Here is a 21,288-nt window from a genome sequence, read left to right on the forward strand (position 1 = left end):
ATATCACGAATAGGGTTGGCCGGGTGATGGGGGAGCAGGCGCGACGCGCGTCATGGGTGGGGTTGGCCGTGGCGCTTCTGGGGGTCGCGTCCCTCGTCGTCAACATCACGACCATCGAGCAGCTGTCGGGAGAGCAGGAGCAGTTCTTCGCGGTTCGGCGAACCTTCAGCCTGCTGCTCAATTCCGGTACGGCCTGGGCCGGCGTCTCGGTTCTCGCAGGCGCCGTGATGCGCCGCCCCGGCCCGGCAGCCATCACGGGGATGCTGGCGGGTACGGGAGCGCTCGTCGTGCACTACGGCCTGGGCGAGCTGACGGGCCTCATGCCGGCCGGTTCGTTCAGCTCGAATCTCTTCTGGTTCGTCGCGGCGATCCTGACCGGTGCACCGCTGGGGCTCGTCGGCGCGCTGGGTCGATCGCGGACACGGTGGGGCGTCGCGGCCCGGCTGGTCGTGCCCCTCGGGGCAGTCGTCGAACCCTGGTCTGCGGGGTGGTGGCAGTCATCCGCTCTGGACTCCTGGCCCGTGAAGATGTCCAACCCTGCGGCCGCGGTCATCCTGACGCTCCTCGGCCTGGTCGGATTGACGTATGCCGTCAGGTCCCGTGCCGCTGCCACCACCGCTTCCGAGGTGGCGCCGGTTCGCTGACGGCCGCCGCCGCAACGGCTGCCCTTGCAGCTGCAGCAGCCCGCTCGGCCCTCAGCTCCCGCCATCGCTCGACCATCGGCTCGATCTCCACGGTCGGTGCCCACACCGGTGACTCCTTGCCGAAGGCTGGTCGGCGGCGATCATCGACCACCCGCAGGTTGTAGTCACGCAGCACCTCACGCACTCCGTCCTCGGTCCGGACGTCCAGCAACGACTCGGGGAAGCTCGCGTGCTCGCGCCGCAGAATCATCACGGGAGGCAGCGCGTCAGAAGCGTCAAGGCCTTCGCGCGCCATCATCTTCTTGACCCACCAGTCAGGATCGGGGTCGTCGAGCCCCTCCAGGGGCTTGCCGGCACCGGGCAGGTTGTCGAACTCGCCGCGCTCCTGCGCCTCACGGATCTGTTTGTCGACCCACGACTCGTGAAAAGCCATGACCCCAGTGTGAACCGAACCGCCTGGGTCAGGCGTTCGGGTTCGGGTCCTTGTCGTCCGAGTTGCCCAGGAAGCCCCTGCCGAACGCCCACCAGAATCCCACCAGCACTCGTGTTCTCCTTCGGTGAGCGGGATGTGTTCCCCCTGCATTGCCTCCAGCCCGCCCATCCTCGACGGGATGCGCCTCCACCTCTCGGTGGACCCTGCTGGCGCCAATGAGTCAGAGAGCGGTAGCGGCCTCGAAGTCGGACTTCATGCCGGCCAGTCGCTGGGCGGCACGCGACCGCGCGCCGGCCAGGTCGTCGTCACTGACAGCCTCGATGACCTCGAGGTAGACCTTGAGCTTCGGCTCTGTCCCCGAGGGGCGCACGATGACCCGAGAATCGTCGGCCAAGAAGTAGCGCAGGCCCTCGGTCGGGGGAAGCCCACCGTCGCCGGCAGCTAGGTCGTCGACGCGCGAAACCTCCACTCCTGCAACGGTGCTCAGCGGCTGAGCGCGCAGGCGGGCCATGATCTGGCCGATGAGGGTGAGGTCCTCGACGCGCACCGAGAACCCATCGGTCGCGTGCACCCCGTGCTTCACGGCGAGTTCGTCGAGCCGCTCGGTGATGGACCCTCCGGAGGCCTTGAGCGACGCTGCGATCTCGGCCACGACAAGCGCAGCAGAGACGCCGTCCTTGTCGCGCACCTGTTCCGGGTCGACGCAATAGCCCAGCGCCTCCTCATAGCCATAACGCAGCCCCGGCACACGCGAGATCCACTTGAACCCCGTCAGAGTCTCCTCGTGAGCGATGCCGAGCGAACGGCATACGGTCGCGAGCATCCGGGACGACACGATCGAGTTCGCGAACACGGCATCCGAGGGCACGCCAGCGTCGAGGAGGTGCGCCCCCAGCAGCACTCCGACCTCGTCGCCGCGCAGCATCCGCCAGCCACCCGGACCCGGCACGGCGACAGCGCATCGGTCGGCGTCGGGGTCGTTGGCGATGACGACGTCGGGCCCCGTCTGCTCGGCGAGCTCGAGCGCGGCATCCATGGCGCCCGGCTCCTCGGGGTTCGGGAACGGCACTGTCGGGAACAGCGGATCTGGCTCCGCCTGACTCGGGACCTGGAGCGGAGCGGCATACCCGGCTGCGACGAAGGCACGTGCGACGGTCTCGGAACCCACGCCGTGCAACGCGGTGTGCACGACGACCAGATCGCGCGGAGACTCGGGCGACACGACGTCGATGACGTGCGTCAGGTAGCTCTCGAGCACGTCGTCGTCGAGCGTCTCCCAGCCGTCGTCCGCAAGGGGAACGTCAAGAGTCCGCTCGATGCGCGAGATCTCGGCAGCGATGTCGACATCGGACGGGGACACGATCTGCGAGCCGTCACCGAGATAGACCTTGTAGCCGTTGTCCTGCGGCGGGTTGTGGCTCGCGGTGACCATGATGCCCGCGTCCGCACCGAGGTGCCGAATCGCATACGCGAGAACGGGTGTCGGCAGCGGCCGTGGCAGCACGGAGGCGCGCCCACCGGCACCGAGGACGACCGCCGCAGTGTCACGAGCGAAGACGTCGGAGTTGAACCGCGCATCGAAACCGATGACCACAAACGGTTCTGGCACAGTCTTCTTCAGGTATGCCGTGATGCCGGCTGCCGCTCGAATGACGACCGAGCGGTTCATCCGGTTCGGTCCACCGCCGAGGGCGCCGCGAAGGCCGGCGGTGCCGAACTGGAGCAGCCCCGACATGCGGTCGAGGAGGTCGTCGGTCGCGGTTGAGTCACCAGCACCGACCGCCTCGATGACGGCTTCGAGCTCGGCCATGGTCTGGGTGTCCGGGTCGTCAGCGGCCCACGCGCGAGCCGCCTCGATGGCCGCAGCCACCTGGGTGTCGGTAGCCGTCATGTCGAGGCCTCTCAGATCTTCGCGACGACAGCTGCGAGGAGCTGGCCGCAGCGTTCGGCCGCAGCCTTGCCGGCCTCGAGGACCTCTTCGTGGTTGAGCGGGGTCTTGGAGATGCCGGCTGCCGGGTTGGTCACGAGCGAGATGCCGAGGACGTCCATGCCGCTCTGGCGGGCGGCGATGGCCTCGAGCGAGGTGGACATGCCGACGAGGTCGCCGCCGATGATCCGAGCCATCTGCACCTCGGCCGGGGTCTCGTAGTGCGGTCCACGGAACTGGACATAGACGCCCTCGTCGAGGCCGCCGTCGACCTCGCGGGCCAGGTCGCGCAGCCGCGGGGTGTAGACGTCGGTGAGGTCGACGAAGTTCGCGCCCTCGATGGGGGAGTGCGCGGTGAGGTTGATGTGGTCGCGGATGAGGACGGGCGTCCCGGGAGGCCACTCCTCGCGCAGGCCACCGCAGCCGTTGGTGAGGACGATGGTGCGACAACCCAGGGCCGCTGCGGTCCGGACGTTGTGGACGACCGCACGCACGCCGTGGCCCTCGTAGAAGTGGGTGCGGGTGCCGAAGACCAGTGCGCGACGACCGGTGTCACCAATGGCGACCGAGCGCATCGTCCCCGAGTGGCCAGCGACGGCAGCCTTGCCGAAGCCGGGCACATCGGTGTTCTCGATCTCGGTCAGCGTCTCGCCGATGAGGTCACCGGTCTGGCCCCAGCCGGAGCCGAGGACGAGGGCCACGTGATGGCTCTCCACGCCGGTGCGCTCGCGGATGACCGCAGCCGCCGCACCGGCCACTGCGAAGGGGTCGGAGGAGGGGTCGAAGAGGGGGTTTGTCGCGTCAGTCACCGGGTCAGGCTACCCAGTGATCGCGGGTCGACGGGCCGCCCGGCAGGTGACCATGCCTGACTGGTCCGATCGGGCGCCGCGTGCCATCTCATCGGATGGTCTCTCCACGAAGCAGTTGAACTTTCATGCGTTGGGCGAGGTGCGTCCATAGGTTCTCCCCCGGGGCTCATGTCGCCATCGCGCGGGGTAGTTGGACCTGGCTTTCGCCTGCCTCCCCATCCATCGTTACCGAACGCAAGGGTAGGACAGAGTGAAGAAGTTGATGAGAGCCGCCGTGGCATGTGCCGTGGCCGGAACCATGGGTGTGGTCGGCGCGACAAGCGCCTCCGCACACGCGACCGCAGTGAGCGGTGTCGCGCAGTGTGCCGTCGACGGGACGATCACCGTCTCGTGGAAGATCCAGAACGACTACGCGGTCGCAGTTGACGTGACCGGTCAGGCGACCGGCGGAGGCAGTCTGGCTGGCCTGCCGGCCCAGATTGCCTCCACGTCCGGGAAGGGAAACACCTCCATCACCGCGACCCAGAGCGGCATTCCCGTCGGCGGCTCCGTTGCGTCGCTCAACGTGAACGGCACCTGGGCCGATGGCTTCAAGGCGTCGGCCTCGGGTCGCGTGTCCCTCCCGGGTGAGTGCACTCCGCCGGAGAAGGCGACGACTCCGGTCGCTCCCCGGATTGCCCAGGCGGACGAGTGCGATGTCGAGGGCACGGTGACTGTCCCCAGCACCGAGGGCGTTCGCTACCTCTGGAACGGCAAGGACGTCTCGGGAGAGACCCTCACCGGTCCGCTCGATGGTGTGGTCAGGGTTGAGGTCAAGGACGGATTCGTCCTGTCCGAGGGCGCGAAGTCCGAGTTCCCGGTCAAGGTCGCGCCCGCAGCGGTCTGTGACACCGTGGTGACCCCGGTTGTCCCCCAGATCACCCAGTCCGACAAGTGCGATGTCGAGGGCGCGGTGACCGTCCCCACCACCGAGGGCGTGCACTACCTGTGGGACGGCAAGGATGTCTCGGGTCAGACCCTCACCGGTCCACTCAAGGGCGTCATCAAGGTTGAGGTCCAGGACGGATTTGAGCTGGTGGAGGGCGCGAAGACCGAGTTCCCGATCGACGTCGCTCCCGCCGAGGTCTGCGACACCCTGGTCACCCCGGTTGCTCCCGAAATCAGCCAGTCCGACGAGTGCGAGGTCAACGGCACCGTGACGATCCCCGAGATCGAGGGCGTGTCCTACTTCGTCGAGGACGAGGAGCTTGAGCCGGGCACCTACGAGGGACCGGCCGACGTCACGATCACGGCCGCCGCGTCGGAGGGCTACACGCTCACCGGGACGTCCTCGTGGGACGTCGTGCTGACCGAGGCGCAGGAGTGCGAAGAGGGTTCGACCCCCGCTCCGACGCCCACCGGAACGCCGACCCCGCGTCCGTCCTACCCGCCGCTCGCCTACACCGGTGCGGGAGACACTCTTCCCCTGAGCCTGTTGGCCATGGGACTGCTCGCCCTCGGTGGCGGTGTCGTGATGGTCGCGCGTCGCAGGGGCTCGCGAGCCTGATGAGCTGAGTGAGGCGCCGTACTCCCCTCCCGGGTGCGGCGCCTCTCTCGTGTCCTCGGGGCTGCTCGAGGAATGGTTGGATGGTTGTCGTGAATGCGCGAAGCAGTCGAGTGGTCATCGTGGGTGGGGGGCCGGGCGGGTATGAGGCGGCCCTCGTGGCAGCTCAGCTCGGGGGTGAGGTCACGATCGTCGACCGCGACGGGCTGGGCGGCGCGGCGGTGCTGACCGACTGCGTCCCGTCGAAGACGCTCATCTCGACGGCCGACTACATGTCGGAGTTCGAGACCGCGGCCCACCTCGGGGTTCACCTCGAGGACGGCGAGGGCGACGCGGTCAGCGACGCCAAGGCCGAACTGGCAGAGGTCAACTCGCGCGTCAAGGACTTGGCTGCGGCCCAGAGCCGCGACATCGGCGAACGCGTGGCCGAGGTCGGTGTGCGCGTCCTGCCCGGCACCGGTCGCCTCCTGTCCGCGACGCGCGTCGAGGCGACGCTCGCGGACGGTACGACCGAGCTCGTCGACGCCGATGTCGTCCTCATCGCCACCGGCGCCACCCCCCGCACCATGGGAACCGCGGAGCCGGACGGCGAACGCATCCTCACCTGGCAGCAGATCTATGAGCTCGACGCCCTTCCCGAGCGACTGATCGTCGTTGGTTCCGGTGTCACCGGTGCCGAACTGGCCCAGGCCTACCTCGGGCTCGGCTCGGACGTGGTCCTCGTGTCCTCGCGCGATCGCGTTCTCCCGGGCGAGGACCCGGACGCCGCCACGGTCATCGAGGACGTCTTCAAGCGTCGTGGCATGGAGGTCCTCGGACAGTCACGCATGGCGGCAGTCGAACGCCGTGGTGACGGTGTCGTCGTCAAGCTCGTGGACGGTCGTGAGGTCGAGGGATCGCACGCCCTGCTTGCCGTCGGCTCCATCCCGCAGACCTCGGGCATGGGACTCGAGGACGTGGGCGTCGAGCTCACGGAGTCCGGCCACATCGCGGTGGACCGTGTCTCCCGCACCTCCATCAGGGGCGTGTATGCCGCCGGCGACTGCACCGGGGTCCTTCCCCTTGCGTCCGTGGCAGCAATGCAGGGTCGTATCGCGATGTCGCACGCCCTCGGTGACGCCGTGGCCCCTCTCAACCTCGGAGTCGTCTCGGCCAACATCTTCACCGACCCCGAGATCGCGACCGTCGGCATCTCCCAGAAGGCCATCGACGACGGCACCGCCGACGCCGACGTCGTCATGCTCCCGCTGTCACGCAACCCCCGCGCCAAGATGTCGGGCATCACTGATGGCTTCGTGAAACTGTTCGCGCAGAAGGGTTCTGGCGCGGTCATCGGTGGAGTCGTCGTGGCGCCGCGCGCATCCGAGCTGATCTTCCCGGTGACCCTGGCCGTGCACCACCGGCTCAACGTCGACCAGCTCGCGAGCACCTTCACGGTCTATCCGTCACTCTCCGGCTCGATCGCCGAGGCGGCCAGACGGCTCCACACGACCGGCATCTGACTGCCGTGTCGAGGTGAGGACAGGGCGGTTGCCAAGCCCCACTTCGGTGCCACGCGTGGCTAGTTTGGGATCATCCGAACCCCGACACCGTGGGAGAGATTCACGATGAGTGACCAGAAGCAGCCGATCAGCGGCGACGAGGCCTTCACCAAGGCCAAGGACTACGCCCAGGACAATCCCGACACCGCGCGCAGCGCCATCGACAAGGTCGAGGACCTGCTCGACCAGAGGACGGGAGGCACGGCCGAGCCCACCGCACCAACTCCCTCCGAACCCACCACACCGAGCACCCCCACGCCGGGCGATCCCGGCACGCCGCCCGCCGACCCGGGAGCCATCCCCACCACGCCGGCCGAGCCGGGTGCCCCCGAGCAGCCGTCCGAGGTCCCCGTGCCGAACCCGAGCCCCGGCACCGGCGACCCGCAGCCGCAGGAGGACCCGACCGCTCCCCTGGACCCCGGCAGCGTGCCGGACACCACCGCCCCGTCCACCATCCCGGGCGAGGGGGCCGACGCGCCGAGTGACCCGTCCTTCCCCCCGCCGAACGCCGAGCCGCAGGGCCAGGGCTCCCCGAGCGAGGGTGAGTCCGGTGGGCTTCCCCAGGGTGGGTCGACGCAGCAGGGTGACCCGGGTTCGGCGACGACGCCCGGTGGCTCCCAGCCCGCCGACGGTGGCGAGACCCTGGACCTCGGTCAGGACGACACCCCCCGCTGACGCAACCACAGCGCAACGCACGCACGCCCCGTAAGCCAGCTGACCGGCATACGGGGCGCGCGTCTGTGTTGTGCGACAGGCGAGCTCAGCCGCGCTGGCCGACCACGCTCACGTCCGTGATCCACACGGGCCGGGCGGGCGGCCCATCAAGGTCGGTGTCTGCGATGCCGGCTGCGACGATGGCATCGAGCGCCTCGAACCCACTGAGCAGGTGGCCCATCACCGTGTAGTTCGGCGAGATGTTGGCGAAGCTGTGGACCACGAAGAACTCACTGCCGTTGGTCCCCGGCCCCTGGTTGCCCATGGCGATCGTGCCACGCGGATAGGTGAGTGACGAAGTGACCTCGTCGTCGAACTCGTAGCCCGGGCCACCCTCCTCCTGCCGGTAGATGTCCCCGCACTGCAGGACGCCGAGGCGAGCCGAGTTCGTCAGGCGGAAGCACTGGCTCGCGTCGTAGAAGTCGGCCTTGGCGAGGTGGGCGAGGCTTCCCACGGCGCAGGGCGCGAGCTCGCGATCGAGGCGGAAGACCATGGGTCCGTAGTTCGTCGCGATCTCGACGTCGACCGTGCCGTGGGACTTCTGCTTGGCCTTCGGTAGGTCGACGGGGCGCGCCGCGGGACGATCCGGTGTGGGCCGGAACTCGCAGATCGCCGGTGGCTTTGCCTGCTCAGAAGCCGCGTATGCCGTGCCGCCGGGAATCGCTGCGGCCGCCGCGAGGGTGCCGACCACGCACGTCGTGGAGAGGGTGCGTCGAACGGTGCTGGAGAGAAGTCTCATCCCACGAACGTAGCGACGCGGCGCCGATCCCGCTCGGTGGACAGGTCGGCGCCGCGTCGATGAGGCCATCCGTCGATCAGGTCAGCGCCAGACGCGGACCCAGTCGACCTCGGTGGTGAAGTCGCCGTACGAGCCACCGCTTCCCAAGTGAGCCATCAGGTTGTCGCGCTCGGTGCCGTTGTTGACCAGGTTGGACAGGATCACCTGACCGGGCTGGTTGGCGGTGGCGAGCACGTCGTTCGGCACCAGGGTGGTGTTCGTGCCGAACTTGCTGTGCATGGGGTTGGTCGACTCATAGTCACGCTTGAGCACGTTGACCAGCACCCCGTCGATGTAGAACCGGTACTCCGACTGCGTCCACGACGCCTCGTAGGTGTGCCAGCTGGACCACCAGGTGTTGGCCTCGCCGAAGCTCACCGGGTTGGCGCCGAAGGACCCGTCGCCCTGGTTCTCGGTGAACTCGGGGAACTGCTCGGTGTCCGTTCCCTTGAAGGTGTCGCCTGAGCAGGCCTCGACGGGCGTCATCGTGTAGGTCGTGCAGCCGTCTTCGTTCGTGTCGACCTTGGAGCCGACATGGACAGTGTGCTGCACCCGCTGGGTGGTGCCCTCCCGCTCCCCGAACCACTCGACGACGTCGAGCTCCGCCTGGCCGTCCCCGTAGCCGCTGGTCTGCCAGAGCGACGCGTGCGCGCCCTTCGGCTTGTGGAACTTGATCTTGGCCTCGAGATGGCCGTACGCCGGCATCGCGTTGGCGCTGCCGATGTGGCCGACCAGGTGACGGCGGAGCCCGGTGCCCGGCTCCGCGTCGTTGGCGTCGACGACCTTGAGGCGCAGGCTCTTGTTGGTGGTCGACCCGTCGACGAGACCGATGCCCAAGCCGCGCGTGTCGGACTTCTGGAGGCTGCGGTTGCCCGGCAGGAAGTCAGGCTGGCGGAGCACCCACTTGGCACCCGGGCCGGCCGTGTTCTGCACGAGATCCTGAGGATTGGTGGAGTCGGCATACCCGTTGAAGTCGTCCCAGAGCCGCAGGGACTTCACGGTGAACTCCGCCGACTTCGCGCTCTTGTAGGTGACACCGGGGCGGTCCTCGGCGGACGAGTAGAACCAGTACGTCGTGACCACCGGCACCTGGATCCTGAACGTGAATCCCCGGTTGCCGTCGATCGTGGTGCCGGCAACCTGCTTGGGGACGCCGTTCTCCATCGTGTAGAGCGAGACCGTGCGGCCCGGGCTGCCGATCGACAGCGTGCCACCCAGGTTGACCCACTGCTCACCGGACTCCGTGTACTCCGGGGTCGACGTCGAAGTGAAGGTGGTGGGATATTCCCCCGCCACGACCCGGAAGCTGGGCGAGGTCCAGTGCTCGTGCCGGTCGGTGACGCCGCAGTCGAAGCCAGCCGAGAAGACGTGCCACTCAGAACCGCTCGGGTTGGGCACGTTCACGAACGAGAAGTAGCCGTTCGGGCCGGTGTTGGTGCCGGTGATCCAGGTGTTGCCGGCGGTGGTGTGCTGGTACAGCGACACCGGGCGACCGGAGCAACCCGGGTTCAGGTTGCCGCTGACCGTGAAGCTGCCGTCGACGTTGTTCATGGCCGGCGCGTTGATCGTGCCGTTGGTGGTGATCGAGGTGCGCTGGAACTGGCCCACCGTGAACGCCCCGGAGTCCCACTGCGTGTGCCGGTCGCGACCACAGTCGAACCCGGCCGAGCGGATGTTGTAGGTCCGGGTGCTCGGGTTCGGGTAGTTCACGAACGAGAAGTAGCCGGCACTGCCGGTCGTGGTGCTGGCGAGTACCGCGTTCGTGGCGTTGTCACGCAGGACGACCGGGCGCCCGGCGCAGCCGGGGTTCAGGTTGCCGCTCACGGAGAAGTTGTTGTCCCACGTCGCCACGGTGGGCGCGTTGATGGAACCGGTGGTGGTCTTGGTGACGGCCTGAGCCGGCGACGGCAGCCCGATGAGGCTGGCCAGTGCGACGGTGGCCGCGAGCATGAGTGATCTACGTCTGGACAACGCGATCCTGCTTTCCGAGAGAGGTTCCGGGGTCACCGGTGCCTGGTGGTCGAGTCGATGTCAGCGCCTGGTCGGGAACCTCACGTGGTCGAGGTGGGAGCGGGCGTGGGCGCGCACGAGCACAACACGACGAGCGACACGATGAACCCTCCCGAGACAAGCACGCAGGCTCCCTCCAGAACCCGCACACCCGCATCATCATTGACCGCGACCCCCGCGGCAACCGCTAGAGCTGCGGCGCCGATCCCGCTCGGTGAGCAGGGTCGGCGCCGCGTCGATGACTGGCTGGGCGCGTGGGGTGTGGTCAGGCGTCCTTGATCTCGCAGAGGACGGCACCGTTGGTCACCGTGGCGCCAACCTCGGCGGTGAGGCCGCTGATGGTCCCGGCCTTGTGGGCCGTGATCGGCTGCTCCATCTTCATGGCCTCGAGCACGACGACGAGGTCACCGGCTTCGACGGTGGCGCCTTCCTCGACGCCGACCTTGACGATGGTGCCCTGCATCGGTGCGGTGAGCGAGTCGCCCGACGCCGCAGCACCGGCCTTGCTGCCGCCGGAGCGCTTGGGCGCCTTCTTCTTGGCGGCGCCACCACCGCCACCGCCGAGCGAGAGCCCTGCGGGGAGGACGACCTCGAGGCGACGGCCGCCGACCTCGACGGTGACGCGCTGACGCTCGCCGTGCTCCTCGGCGCCGTCAGCCGTGGCTGCGTCGCCGGAGTAGGCCGGGATCTGGTTGTCGAACTCGGTCTCGATCCAGCGCGTGTGGATCGTGAAGGCGGCGTCACCCTTGGGCGCGAACGCGGGGTCGGAGACGATGGCGCGGTGGAACGGCAGGACCGTCGGCATGCCGTCGACCTCGAGCTCGGCGAGCGCGCGGCGGGAGCGGGCGAGGGCCTCGTGACGGGTGCGGCCGGTGACGATGAGCTTGGCGATCATCGAGTCGAACGCCCCGGCGACGGTGTCGCCCTCGACGATGCCGGCGTCCCAGCGCACGCCCGGGCCCTGGGGGACGACCATGCGGGACACGGTGCCGGGGGCGGGCATGAAGTTGCGGCCTGCGTCCTCGCCGTTGATGCGGAACTCGAAGGAGTGCGCGATGGGCGCGGGGTCGTCGTAGCCGAGCTCTTCGCCGTCGGCGATGCGGAACTGCTCGCGCACGAGGTCGATGCCGGTGACCTCCTCGGTCACGGGGTGCTCGACCTGGAGGCGCGTGTTGACCTCGAGGAAACTGATCGTGCCGTCGTGGGCGACGAGGTACTCGCAGGTCCCGGCGCCGACATAGCCGGCCTCGCGCAGGATGGCCTTGGAGGCGCGGACGAGCTCGGCGTTCTGCTCGTCGGTGAGGAAGGGCGCGGGGGCCTCTTCGACGAGCTTCTGGTTGCGCCGCTGGAGGGAGCAGTCGCGGGTCGAGACGACGACGACGTTGCCGTGCTGGTCGGCGAGGCACTGGGTCTCGACGTGGCGCGGCTTGTCGAGGAACTTCTCGACGAGGCACTCGCCACGGCCGAAGGCGGTGACGGCCTCGCGGACAGCGGAGTCGTACAGCTCGGGGATCTCCTCGAGAGTGTGGGCGACCTTGAGGCCGCGACCGCCGCCGCCGTAGACCGCCTTGATCGCGATGGGGAGCCCGAACTCCTTCGCCAGGGCGACGACCTCGTCAGCGTCCTTGACCGGGTCCTTGGTGCCGGGGGCCAGGGGCGCGTTCGCCTTGACGGCGATGTGCTTGGCCTTGGCCTTGTCGCCGAGGGAGTCGATCGCGGCGGGACCGGGACCGATCCAGACGAGGTCGGAGTCGATGACCTTCTGCGCGAACTCGGCGTTCTCGGCGAGGAAGCCGTAGCCGGGGTGCACCGCGTCGGCGCCGGCCTCCTTGGCGACCTCGATCAGCTTGTCCTGCAGGAGGTAGGAGTCCGCGGGGGTCGTGCCGCCGAGCGCGAAGGCCTCGTCGGCGACCTTGACGTGCAGGGAGTCACGGTCGGGCTCGGCGTAGACCGCGACGGAGCCGATGCCGGCGTCCTTGCAGGCGCGAGCGATGCGGACGGCGATCTCGCCACGGTTGGCGATGAGGACTTTGCTGATGGCCATGACCCGGACTGTAGTAGGTCGCCGGAGCGCGCGCGGGCCGTGGTGGCGCGGGGTGCGTCACACCTGCGGGTTCAGACTCCGAGGGACTGGGCGAGGACGCGCAGGCCGCGCTCGAGGCCGGCGCGTTCGGCGGGGGAGAGGGCCTCGATGAGCCGGGCTTCGTTGGCCATGTGGGCCGCGAACGCCTTGTCGATGAGCTTCTTGCCTGCAGGGGTGAGGGCCACGAGCCGCGAACGGCCGTCGGTTCCGCTGGGCTGGCGCTCGACGAGTCCGAGCGTGACGAGGCGATCGACGCGCTTGGTCACGGCGCCAGATGTCACGACGGTGAAGTCGGAGAGGTCGGAGGGAGTGAGGGCGAACTCGCCGCCCTGCCGCCGCAGTGTCGCGAGGACGTCGAACTCGCCCTCGCCCAGCCCGAACTCGTTGTAGACGCGCACCAGCTCGGTGGTCAGGGCGTTGGCGACGCGGTGCATCCGCCCAATGACGAGGAACGGGGTCGGGTCGAGGTCGGGGCGTTCGGCACGCCATTGGGCGACCACCTGGTCTGCCATGTCGGGCAGGTTCTCGCGCTGGTTCTCGCGCTGGTTCTCGGGCACGGACTGGAATATACCTTCCCCGGAAGGTATTATCTCTTCCGTGGAAACTATTTCCGGGAAGAAGCTGGGTGGACTGGCTCTCGTCGCCGTCACCGCGATCGCTCCGATCGTCTGGGGATCCACGTATGCCGTGACGCACCTCTATCTCCCGGCTGACCGTCCGCTGTTCGCTGGGGTGATGCGCGTCCTCCCGGTCGGGCTCCTCATGCTGGCGTGGCATCGACGGCTCCCGCGGGGCTCGTGGTGGTGGCGCTCCTTCGTCCTGGGATCGCTGACGATGGGCCTCTTCTTCGGCCTGCTCTACGTCGCGGCAGTCCGTCTGCCCAGCGGGCTCGGCGCGACCCTCACCGCGATCAGCCCGATGGTGACGATGGTGCTCGCGTGGCTCTTCCTGCGTGAACGCGCCGCGAGGGCAACGCTGCTCGCTTCTGTCGTGGGTGCCATCGGTGTCCTGCTCCTCGTCCTCCAGAACAACCGCGATGGTGGCGTCGACCTCATCGGAGTCCTCGCCGCCCTGGGAGCGGTGACCTCGGCCAGTGCCGGCTTCGTCCTCACCAAGCGATGGAGCGCGCAGGAGAACGTCATCGTCGTCACCTCCTGGCAGCTTGTGGCGGGAGGGCTCCTCCTCGCCCCGGTCGCCTTCCTCGTCGAGGGCGCGCCACCGCAGCTGCCGGCGTCGGGTTGGCTCGCCCTGGCCTACCTCGGCCTCTTCGGTTCCGGTGTCGCCTACGTCGCCTGGTTCCGCGGGCTGGCGTCGATGAGCGCTGGCGCGGTCGCCGTCATCGGCTTGCTCAACCCCGTCGCAGGCACCCTCCTCGGCGTCGTCCTCCTGGGTGAGCCATTCGGACGCGTGCACCTGCTCGGGATGGCGCTCGTCCTCGGCAGCGTCCTCCTCGCTCAGCCACAGCTGCGGTCAGCCCTGCACGGGGTCACCCGTCAACGCAAGGTGCACACCCGGCATACGGTGGATGTATGCCCATCAACGACATCGTCCTGAAGTCCGGATCGACGCAGGTCAACATCCCCCAGCTCGGCTTCGGTGTGTGGCAGGTCCCCGACGCCGAGGTCGACGCCGCAGTCCTCGCCGCACTCGAGACCGGCTACCGCCACATCGACACCGCCAAGCTCTACGACAACGAGTCCGGTGTCGGGCGCGCACTTGCAGCCACCGACGTCCCGCGCGACGACATCTTCGTGACGACCAAGGTGTGGCCGACCGAGTTCGGCGCGCAGGAGACGGTTGACTCGTTCAACGGCTCCATGGAACGGCTCGGCCTCGAGACCCTCGACCTGCTCCTCCTGCACTGGCCCTTCCCGGAGCAGGACAACTACGTCGACGCGTGGAAGGCCCTTCAGGCCCTGCGCGACGCCGGACGGGTGCGTGCCATCGGGGTCTGCAACTTCCAGGTCGACCACCTTCAGCGCCTCTTCGACGAGACCGGCGAATGGCCTGCGATCAACCAGATCGAGCTCCACCCCTATCTCCAGCAGCGCGAGGTCGCCGAGTTCAACGCCGAGCACGGCATCGTGACCGAGGCCTGGAGCCCGCTCGCGTCCGGCAAGGAGGTCCTTGACGACGCGGTGATCGGTGCCATTGCCGCCCGACTCGAGGCCACCCCGGCCCAGGTGATCATCGCGTGGCACCTCGCCCGCGGCTTCGTCGTTCTCCCCAAGTCGGTCACGCCGAGCCGCATCGCCGAGAACTTCCAGGCTCCTGCGCTGACGCTGACCGAGGCGGACATGGCGCAGATCGCGGCCCTGGACCGAGGCTTCCGCACGGGCCCCGACCCGGATGAGTTCAACGGCTGACCACCCCTTTTCCGGGGGCGGCGGGAAAGAGGTCCGGAGCAAGGGAACTGTTCCCTTGCTCCGGACCCGTTTTCCGGGGGCGGCGGGAAACGGGTCGGCCTACACGGGCAGGAGGCGGCTGACGAACTCTCTGAGCTGGGCGACGTTGCGGCACTCGTGCATGTCGACGATCTCGGAGTAGCGCAGGGCGACCGAGTCGCCGCTGGACCACATGCGGGCGGGTTCGGGGTTGAGCCAGGAGACGTGGCGGGCGTGGCCGACGATCTCGCGGAGCATGTCGAACTGGGGATCGGTGTGGTTGGAGCGGGCGTCGCCGAGGATGAGGACGGCGGTGCGGTGGCCGATGGCATCGAGGTGGTTCTCGACAACGTCGGCAAAGACCGCGCCGTAGTCGCTGTTGCGGTGCCAGCGGGTCATCCGGGAGAGGTCGTCGAAGGCGCTGCTGAGGTCGCTGCCCGGTGCGGCACCGATGATCTCGTCGGTGAGGTCGTCGACCCGGTTGACGAAGCCGAGAATGCGCACCCTGCGGAACTGGGTCGCGAGGGCTTGGACGAGAAGGATCGTGAAGCGCGAGAAGCCCGCGACGGACGAGGACAGGTCGCAGAGGACGACGAGGTCGGGGCGGTGGGGGCTGTCGTGTTCGAGGGCGGGGCGGATGGGTATGCCGCCCGTGGACAGTGAGCGACGCAGCGTGCGTCGCACGTCGATGCGGCCACGCGACGCTCGCCGTCGGCGGGCGGCGAGCCGCGTCGCGAGTTTGCGGGACAGCGGCTGGATCGCCCCGCGGAGTTCGTCGAGCTCGGCCGGCCCCGCGAGGAGGAAGGGCGTTTGCTCGGCAGGTGGGCGGACGGCATACCGGCTGATCCGTTCAGCGCCACGGGCCTCGGCGTTGCGGCGGCGGGTCTCGGCCTCGACGCGGCGACGGAAGGCGGCGACGCCAGTGCGGATCTCGTCGCGGGTGAAGCGCGAGGCGAAGTTGTTGCCGGACGCGGGGCCACTCACTCCGGAGCCCGAGCCACCCGATCCGCCGCTGCCGTCGCCGGATCCCCCTGGCGCGTTCTCGGCGGCGTCCTGCAGGCGGGCGAGAGCCGCAGCGATGGCAGTCTGGGGGGCGAGGGTGTCGAGCGCCTGCTGCGCCGAGAAGGAGCCGGTGGTGGCGGCGTTGGTGAGGGCTCCGAGTTCGGCGACGACACGGGCTGCGAGCTCGTCGAGGGCGCGTTCGTCGCCTGCCGCCAGGGCTCGGGCGAGGTCGTCGCGCAGCTCGGCGGCACGGGAGCGACGGTCCTCGAGAGTGGCGGGCGGGGCATCGGCGTCGACACCGGATCGTTCGCCGAGTGCGGCCGGGAACCACACGTCGTAGAGGTCGTCGAAGACCTGTCGTTGGCCGGCGCGGCGCAGGAGGGCAGCGGCTAGGCCCTCGCGCAGTCGCCCGCGGTCGTCCAGCCCGAGGACGTGGGCGGCGGCACCCGCATCGACGATCTCGCTCGTGCCGACGATGACGCCGTGACCGCGCAGGGCGCGGGCGAAGCCGACGAGCCGGGAGTCGAGTGCGGTGGACATGGTGGCGATCCGGTCAGGCGGGGGCGGGCAGGTCGAGGGCGATGGCCGCGCGCTCGATGTCGTCCTGGTGCTTGAGCAGGACGCCGAGGTTGTCGCGGACGAGTTCGGCGCTGAGGTCGCTGTCCTGGGTGGCGCCGAGGGCGATGAGGGTGCGCGCCCAGTCGACGGTCTCGGAGACGGAGGGTGCCTTGCGCAGGCGGAGTTCGCGCAACCGCTGGACGAGACGGACGACGGAGGCGACGAGGGCCTCGTCGAGGCCGGGGGCGCGGAGCGTGACGATGCGCTGCTCGAGCTCGGCGTTCGGATAGTCGATGTGGAGGAAGAGACAGCGTCGGCGCAGGGCCTCGGAGAGTTCGCGGGTTGCGTTGGACGTGAGGACCACGAAGGGCTTGTGGGTTGCCGTGATGGTGCCGAGCTCGGGGACGGTCACCTGGAAGTCGCCGAGGATCTCAAGGAGCAGGCCCTCGATCTCCACGTCGGCCTTGTCGAGCTCGTCGATGAGGAGGACGACCGGTTCGTCGCTGCGGATGGCCGCGAGCAGGGGGCGGGGGAGCAGGAACTCGTCGCTGAAGATGGTGTCCCGCAACGCATCCCAGCCGTCAGCGGAGTCACGCTCGGCGGTGATGCGGAGGAGCTGTTTGGCGTGGTTCCACTCATAGAGGGCACGCGACTCGTCCACGCCCTCGTAGCACTGGAGCCGGATGAGCTTCGCACCCGTCGCCTCGGCCACTGCCTTGGCGAGCTCGGTCTTGCCGACCCCGGCTGGGCCCTCGACGAGCAGTGGCTTGCCGAGCTGGTCGGCGAGGAACGCCGTTGTGGCGATCGCGTCGGAGGCGAGGTAGCCGGTCTGGGACAGGCGCTCGCGCACCTCGTCGATCGAGCTGAAGCGAGGGGTGGGTGGCGCAGTCGGTGCGGAAGTGCTCACCGCGACATCCTCGCAGTCCTGAACGCTCGGCATACGCTGCGGTCCATGGCTCCTCGGGTGATCCACACCGCACAGGCCCTCGTTGACGTCGTGGTCGAGGTTCCGTCATTGCCGCGCCGCGGCGGCAACGTCATGGCACCGCCGCCGCAGGAGTACGCCGGGGGAGCGGTCAACATCCTGCTCGCTGCGGCGCGTCAGGGCGCCGAATGCGTGCACGCGGGTGCCACCGGAACAGGGCCGCACGGCGACCTCATCCGTGCCGCGCTCGGTGCCGAGGGAGTGGTTGTCTCGAGTCCGATCGTCCCCGATCTCGACACCGGGATCTGTGTCGTCATGCTCGAACCCACGGCAGAGCGCACGTTCGTCACGACCCAGGCCGCAGAGCGGGTGATCAGCGTGGAGTCACTGCAGACCTGTGCGCCAGCGGCGGGCGATCTGGTGTGTGTCAGTGGCTACAGCCTGACCGGCACGACGCGAGATCCCTTGTTGCAGTGGCTCGCTGGTCTCCCGAACGGGGTTGAGGTCGTGCTCGACCCGGGCGCGATCTTTGCCGAGCTCGAGGATGACGTCTGCGAGAGGATGCTCGCGATGACGACCGTCTGGACCGGCAACGCCGAGGAGAGCGAGGCGCTCACCGGCGAGGCGGACATCGTCGTGGCAGCCGGCAAGTGCATCGACCACCTGCCCGAGGGGGCCGTGGCCATCGTGCGCGACGGACCCGAAGGGTGCGCAGTCCACGCCGTCGGGGCGACGACCGACCTCGACGGCTATCCGCAGAAGCCGGTCGACACCAACGGTGCCGGCGACACCCACACGGGTGTCCTCGTGGCCTGCCGGGCAGCTGGAGCGACGTGGGTTGACGCGGCCCGGCGGGCCAACGCGGGTGGTGCGATCAAGGTGACCCGGCGAGGTCCGGCCACGGCACCGACCGCAGCCGAGATCGACGCGTTCCTCGCCGAGTACGCCTGAATCGCGGCGGACTCTTGCGGCAACGCGAACGTTCGTGCTTTTATGGACCATGACCAAGGGCCTCGAGACGCGTGACGCCGTCCTGCGTGAAGCGCTGGTCCAGTCCAGCCGCGTTGGGCTGCGCGGGATCACGATCGGCTCCCTCTCTGACTCCATGGGGATGTCCAAGAGCGGGCTCTTTGCCCACTTCAGGTCCAAGGAGCAGCTCCAGCTCGACACGCTCGGCTACGCGACCGACTCGTTCGCCCTCAACGTCGTGCAGGTGGCGCTCAAGGCGCCCCGGGGTGAACCTCGTGTCCAGGTGCTGTTCGAGCGTTGGCTCGGGTGGGCCGGCTACGCGGACTACGCGATGCCCGGTGGTTGCATCTTCGCCACGGCCGCTCGTGAGTTCGACGACGAACCCGATGGTCCCGTGCGGGACGCCCTCGTCCAGGGTCAGCTCGACTGGCGCGACTCCGTCGAGACCATCTTCCGGTCCGGGATCGCCGAGGGGCACTTCCGCGACGACGCCAACCCTCGGGAGTTCGCTGCTGACCTGCTCGGCATCCTGTTGAGCTACCAGTTCTCGGCTCGCCTGCTGGGTGAGCGCGATGCCGCCAGCGAGAGGGCTGGCCGGGCGTTCGAGCGGTTGCTCGACAGCGTCCGCACCTGACGCCCACCCCCACCTCCCACTCCACCTGTCTTTCGAGAAAGGCACCTCACATGTCTTCAGAAAAAAGCACGACCGTGCGTTTACGGGAACGCACCCAACGCGCGTTGGGAGCCCTTGAGCGGCTCTCTCCCGCCCTGGCCTCGAGGGTCGCCGAGCACCTGTGGTTCCGGTTGCCCCGACCTCCTGCGGAAGCGGACCGCCACCGGAGGGCGCCGGTTGGAGGACAGCCGTTGGTCATCCGGCGCGACGGCATCACCGTCAAAGGAATGGCCTACGGTCCGGACGACGCTCCCGTGGCCGTCCTCGTCCACGGCTGGGGTGGCTGGTGGCAACAGCTGGCGGCACACGTCCAGCCGTTGCTCGCGCAGGGCTACCGGGTGGTGGCCTACGACGCACCCAGCCATGGCGGCTCGCCCCATGGTCGACACGGCCGCACGACCACGGCACTCGAAATGGCCGATGCCCTCGACGCCGTGGTGCGAGACGTCGGTGGAGTCGACCTGGTCGTGGCCCACTCGCTCGGAGCCATGGCCACGATGTGGGCCCGCGAGGTCCACGGTCTGAACGCTGGCGCCTATGTGTTCATCGCGCCGGGCACGTCCGTGCCGCCGATGATCGACGTCTTCCAAGGCGCCGTCGGAATGGGACCTCGCACGCGAAAAAGGCTTGAGCGCAAGCTGATTCGCCGATTCGAAAATCCCTTCGAAGCCTTCGAGGCCACGCGTCTGACGCGCAATGCCATTGCCGCCGGTGCGCACTCGCCCTTGCTGGTGGTCCACGATGCGCACGACCCCGAGGTGCCCTCAGCCGGATCGCGAGCCCTCGCGAAGGTGTGGCCCGAGAGTGAGCTGGTGCTCACCGAAGGACTCGGTCACCGGCGCGTGATCTGGGACCCGGAGGTCGTCGAGCGCGTGGCCGAGTTCACGGCCTCGGTGTCGAACTTCGTGACCGTTGTCCGCTCTCCGCCAAATGTGAGCTCGCCTGCGGGCAGGTGAACTCAGGTCCATGGTGGGGTTCGTGGCTGAGCCACCCCTGGCGCTGAGCCGGCACCTCGAGGGCGATGACACTGTGCGTCCTCGAGGTCGCGCGTAGCCGGCACCTGGCCTCCTCATTAGTGCATCACTGACGCCCCCTGAAGGCGGAATGAGGAACTCATTCGCGAGGCCTGCAAGGACAACACCTACAACAGCCCGGCGCCCCAGTTCGCCCCCACGGCAGCCGGCAACTATCACTGGGCGGCCCAGTACAGCGGGAACCTGCCCAACACCAACGGGCTGTCCCACAACGCGCTGTGCACGGACACCAACGAGGACGTCACCGTGTCCAGCGTCGCCTCGTCGATGAGCATGGGCCAGGCCTGGGTGCCGAACGACTCCGCGACGATCAGCGCGCCCGCAGGTGGCGCCCGGGCCGGCAACGTGACGTTCCAGCTCTACGGCACCAACCCTGCACAGCCTGACATTCCGGCCAGCTGCCATGAGACCTCGGCACTGACCGTCACCAACGGCGGCACCATCAGCAGCCCCGCCCTTCCGTAGGGCTGCAACTGATTCTCGTCGCCGTCAGCACCCCTTCCGAGTGGCGACGAGACGAAGGCGGGGCCGACGACACCCAGACGTGGTGTGCCGGCCCCGTCGCTCGTCAGCTCGGGTGACCCTCGGCCTGGGCCTGCTCGTCGGAGTCGGTGTGGGACTCCACGTCAGCCGCGATCCGCGCGCGGCGTCGGTCCATCAGGACCTTGCCCAGTCCCGCGGCCACGACAGCGCCGACCGTGCCCGACATGATCCAGGCGAGGGCGGATCGTTCGTCCGAGCTGTCCATGGCAGGGCTCCTTGCATGATGTCTGGGGTGCTCACACCCACGCTAGGCGACGCGGTCGCCTCGGGGGATGGGCCGGCATACGCCGTGTGTGTTCACTGCAGGCGGCCGAGGTCGTCGCGACAGGACTCCTCGAATCGCCCCAGCTCGTCGATGGCGTCGTCCAGGTCGCGACGCCGCTGCTCGAGGTCCGTGCGGCGCTCGTCAATCTGGCCGAGGACGTATTCGAGCTGGCTGCGGCGACCGCGGGGAGCGTCGTAGAGGTCGATGATCGTGCGGATCTCCTCGAGCGGGAAGCCGAGGCGCTTGCCGCGCAGGATGAGGCCCAGGCGGGTCTTGTCGCGACGGTGATAGATCCGGGTCGTGCCGACCCGCTCCGGGGTGATGAGGCCGAGTTCCTCGTAGTGGCGCACCGTGCGATGGGTGACGTCGAACTCCGCGGCGATCTGGCGGATCGTCCAGGTCACGGGGTCTGAGGGAAGGGTTGCCATGTGCGGCAGTATTGCTTTACGTTTA

The 21,288-nt window shown here is 68.8% G+C and carries 21 protein-coding genes; 10 read left to right on the forward strand and 11 right to left on the reverse strand.

Annotated elements, in window-relative coordinates; all coding sequences use genetic code 11:
• Positions 1-23: 23 nt before the first annotated feature.
• Complete coding sequence (locus ACFQRE_RS07515; protein ID WP_380120661.1) at positions 24-644, forward strand: hypothetical protein; 621 nt, start codon at positions 24-26, stop codon at positions 642-644.
• Here ACFQRE_RS07515 and ACFQRE_RS07520 read toward each other — a convergent pair.
• The 3 genes from ACFQRE_RS07520 to ACFQRE_RS07530 all read right to left on the reverse strand — a co-directional run bounded on the left by ACFQRE_RS07520 (position 592) and on the right by ACFQRE_RS07530 (position 3,813).
• Positions 592-1,077, reverse strand: a complete 486-nt coding sequence (locus ACFQRE_RS07520) for a DnaJ family domain-containing protein (protein WP_380120663.1) — start codon at positions 1,075-1,077, stop codon at positions 592-594. The genes ACFQRE_RS07515 and ACFQRE_RS07520 overlap by 53 nt on opposite strands.
• 220 nt (positions 1,078-1,297) lie before the next feature.
• Complete coding sequence (locus ACFQRE_RS07525; RefSeq protein WP_380120665.1) at positions 1,298-2,968, reverse strand: phospho-sugar mutase; 1,671 nt, start codon at positions 2,966-2,968, stop codon at positions 1,298-1,300.
• An 11-nt stretch (positions 2,969-2,979) separates the two neighbouring features.
• Positions 2,980-3,813: a purine-nucleoside phosphorylase gene (locus ACFQRE_RS07530; RefSeq protein ID WP_380120667.1), complete on the reverse strand. Its 834-nt coding sequence runs from the start codon at positions 3,811-3,813 to the stop codon at positions 2,980-2,982.
• 262 nt (positions 3,814-4,075) lie between these two features.
• On the opposite strand from ACFQRE_RS07530, the gene ACFQRE_RS07535 reads away from it, so the two are divergent.
• The 3 genes from ACFQRE_RS07535 to ACFQRE_RS07545 all read left to right on the forward strand — a co-directional run bounded on the left by ACFQRE_RS07535 (position 4,076) and on the right by ACFQRE_RS07545 (position 7,572).
• The gene (locus tag ACFQRE_RS07535; protein ID WP_380120669.1) at positions 4,076-5,359 is read left to right on the forward strand and encodes a hypothetical protein; all 1,284 of its coding nucleotides are present in this window, start codon (positions 4,076-4,078) and stop codon (positions 5,357-5,359) included.
• Between the two features lie 80 nt (positions 5,360-5,439).
• Positions 5,440-6,858 carry an NAD(P)H-quinone dehydrogenase gene (locus ACFQRE_RS07540; protein ID WP_380120671.1) on the forward strand — a complete coding sequence of 473 codons (1,419 nt, stop codon included), beginning with the start codon at positions 5,440-5,442 and terminating at the stop codon, positions 6,856-6,858.
• Between the two features lie 105 nt (positions 6,859-6,963).
• Positions 6,964-7,572: an antitoxin gene (locus ACFQRE_RS07545; RefSeq protein ID WP_380120673.1), complete on the forward strand. Its 609-nt coding sequence runs from the start codon at positions 6,964-6,966 to the stop codon at positions 7,570-7,572.
• Positions 7,573-7,657: 85 nt separating this feature from the next.
• Here ACFQRE_RS07545 and ACFQRE_RS07550 read toward each other — a convergent pair whose 3' ends face one another.
• The 4 genes from ACFQRE_RS07550 to ACFQRE_RS07565 form a co-directional block, all read right to left on the reverse strand.
• Entirely contained in the window at positions 7,658-8,350 is a 693-nt protein-coding gene (locus ACFQRE_RS07550) for a peptidylprolyl isomerase (protein ID WP_380120675.1), read from the reverse strand.
• A gap of 81 nt (positions 8,351-8,431) precedes the next feature.
• Positions 8,432-10,360: a glycoside hydrolase family 16 protein gene (locus ACFQRE_RS07555; RefSeq protein WP_380120678.1), complete on the reverse strand. Its 1,929-nt coding sequence runs from the start codon at positions 10,358-10,360 to the stop codon at positions 8,432-8,434.
• A 304-nt stretch (positions 10,361-10,664) separates the two neighbouring features.
• The gene (locus ACFQRE_RS07560; protein WP_380120680.1) at positions 10,665-12,443 is read right to left on the reverse strand and encodes an acetyl/propionyl/methylcrotonyl-CoA carboxylase subunit alpha; all 1,779 of its coding nucleotides are present in this window, start codon (positions 12,441-12,443) and stop codon (positions 10,665-10,667) included.
• Positions 12,444-12,514: 71 nt separating this feature from the next.
• Complete coding sequence (locus tag ACFQRE_RS07565) at positions 12,515-12,994, reverse strand: MarR family winged helix-turn-helix transcriptional regulator (protein WP_380121634.1); 480 nt, start codon at positions 12,992-12,994, stop codon at positions 12,515-12,517.
• An 85-nt stretch (positions 12,995-13,079) separates the two neighbouring features.
• On the opposite strand from ACFQRE_RS07565, the gene ACFQRE_RS07570 reads away from it, so the two are divergent.
• Positions 13,080-14,036 (forward strand): DMT family transporter, encoded by a 957-nt coding sequence (locus ACFQRE_RS07570; protein ID WP_380120682.1) that lies wholly within the window; start codon positions 13,080-13,082, stop codon positions 14,034-14,036.
• The gene (locus ACFQRE_RS07575; protein ID WP_380120685.1) at positions 14,012-14,848 is read left to right on the forward strand and encodes an aldo/keto reductase; all 837 of its coding nucleotides are present in this window, start codon (positions 14,012-14,014) and stop codon (positions 14,846-14,848) included. The genes ACFQRE_RS07570 and ACFQRE_RS07575 overlap by 25 nt, the downstream gene beginning before the upstream one ends.
• Before the next feature lie 99 nt (positions 14,849-14,947).
• On the opposite strand, the gene ACFQRE_RS07580 is transcribed toward ACFQRE_RS07575, so the two are convergent.
• Both ACFQRE_RS07580 and ACFQRE_RS07585 read right to left on the reverse strand, forming a co-directional pair.
• The gene (locus tag ACFQRE_RS07580; protein WP_380120687.1) at positions 14,948-16,408 is read right to left on the reverse strand and encodes a VWA domain-containing protein; all 1,461 of its coding nucleotides are present in this window, start codon (positions 16,406-16,408) and stop codon (positions 14,948-14,950) included.
• 13 nt (positions 16,409-16,421) lie between these two features.
• Entirely contained in the window at positions 16,422-17,333 is a 912-nt protein-coding gene (locus ACFQRE_RS07585) for an AAA family ATPase (RefSeq protein ID WP_380120689.1), read from the reverse strand.
• 45 nt (positions 17,334-17,378) lie between these two features.
• Between ACFQRE_RS07585 and ACFQRE_RS07590 the strand changes: the two genes are divergently transcribed.
• From ACFQRE_RS07590 to ACFQRE_RS07605, 4 genes are all read left to right on the forward strand, one after another.
• The gene (locus tag ACFQRE_RS07590) at positions 17,379-18,302 is read left to right on the forward strand and encodes a PfkB family carbohydrate kinase (RefSeq protein WP_380120692.1); all 924 of its coding nucleotides are present in this window, start codon (positions 17,379-17,381) and stop codon (positions 18,300-18,302) included.
• Between the two features lie 34 nt (positions 18,303-18,336).
• The gene (locus tag ACFQRE_RS07595) at positions 18,337-18,954 is read left to right on the forward strand and encodes a TetR/AcrR family transcriptional regulator (RefSeq protein ID WP_380120694.1); all 618 of its coding nucleotides are present in this window, start codon (positions 18,337-18,339) and stop codon (positions 18,952-18,954) included.
• A gap of 266 nt (positions 18,955-19,220) precedes the next feature.
• A complete protein-coding gene (locus tag ACFQRE_RS07600; protein ID WP_380120697.1) occupies positions 19,221-19,949 on the forward strand; it encodes an alpha/beta fold hydrolase in 729 nt (242 codons plus the stop codon).
• Between the two features lie 324 nt (positions 19,950-20,273).
• Positions 20,274-20,492, forward strand: a complete 219-nt coding sequence (locus ACFQRE_RS07605) for a hypothetical protein (protein WP_380120699.1) — start codon at positions 20,274-20,276, stop codon at positions 20,490-20,492.
• Between the two features lie 103 nt (positions 20,493-20,595).
• On the opposite strand, the gene ACFQRE_RS07610 is transcribed toward ACFQRE_RS07605, so the two are convergent.
• Together ACFQRE_RS07610 and ACFQRE_RS07615 are read right to left on the reverse strand one after the other, a co-directional pair.
• The gene (locus tag ACFQRE_RS07610) at positions 20,596-20,775 is read right to left on the reverse strand and encodes a hypothetical protein (RefSeq protein WP_380120701.1); all 180 of its coding nucleotides are present in this window, start codon (positions 20,773-20,775) and stop codon (positions 20,596-20,598) included.
• A 92-nt stretch (positions 20,776-20,867) separates the two neighbouring features.
• A complete protein-coding gene (locus ACFQRE_RS07615) occupies positions 20,868-21,263 on the reverse strand; it encodes a MerR family transcriptional regulator (protein ID WP_380120703.1) in 396 nt (131 codons plus the stop codon).
• Positions 21,264-21,288 lie beyond the last annotated feature (25 nt).

The organism is Knoellia pratensis (genome assembly GCF_042666395.1).
In the GTDB taxonomy this organism is placed as follows: domain Bacteria; phylum Actinomycetota; class Actinomycetes; order Actinomycetales; family Dermatophilaceae; genus Knoellia; species Knoellia pratensis.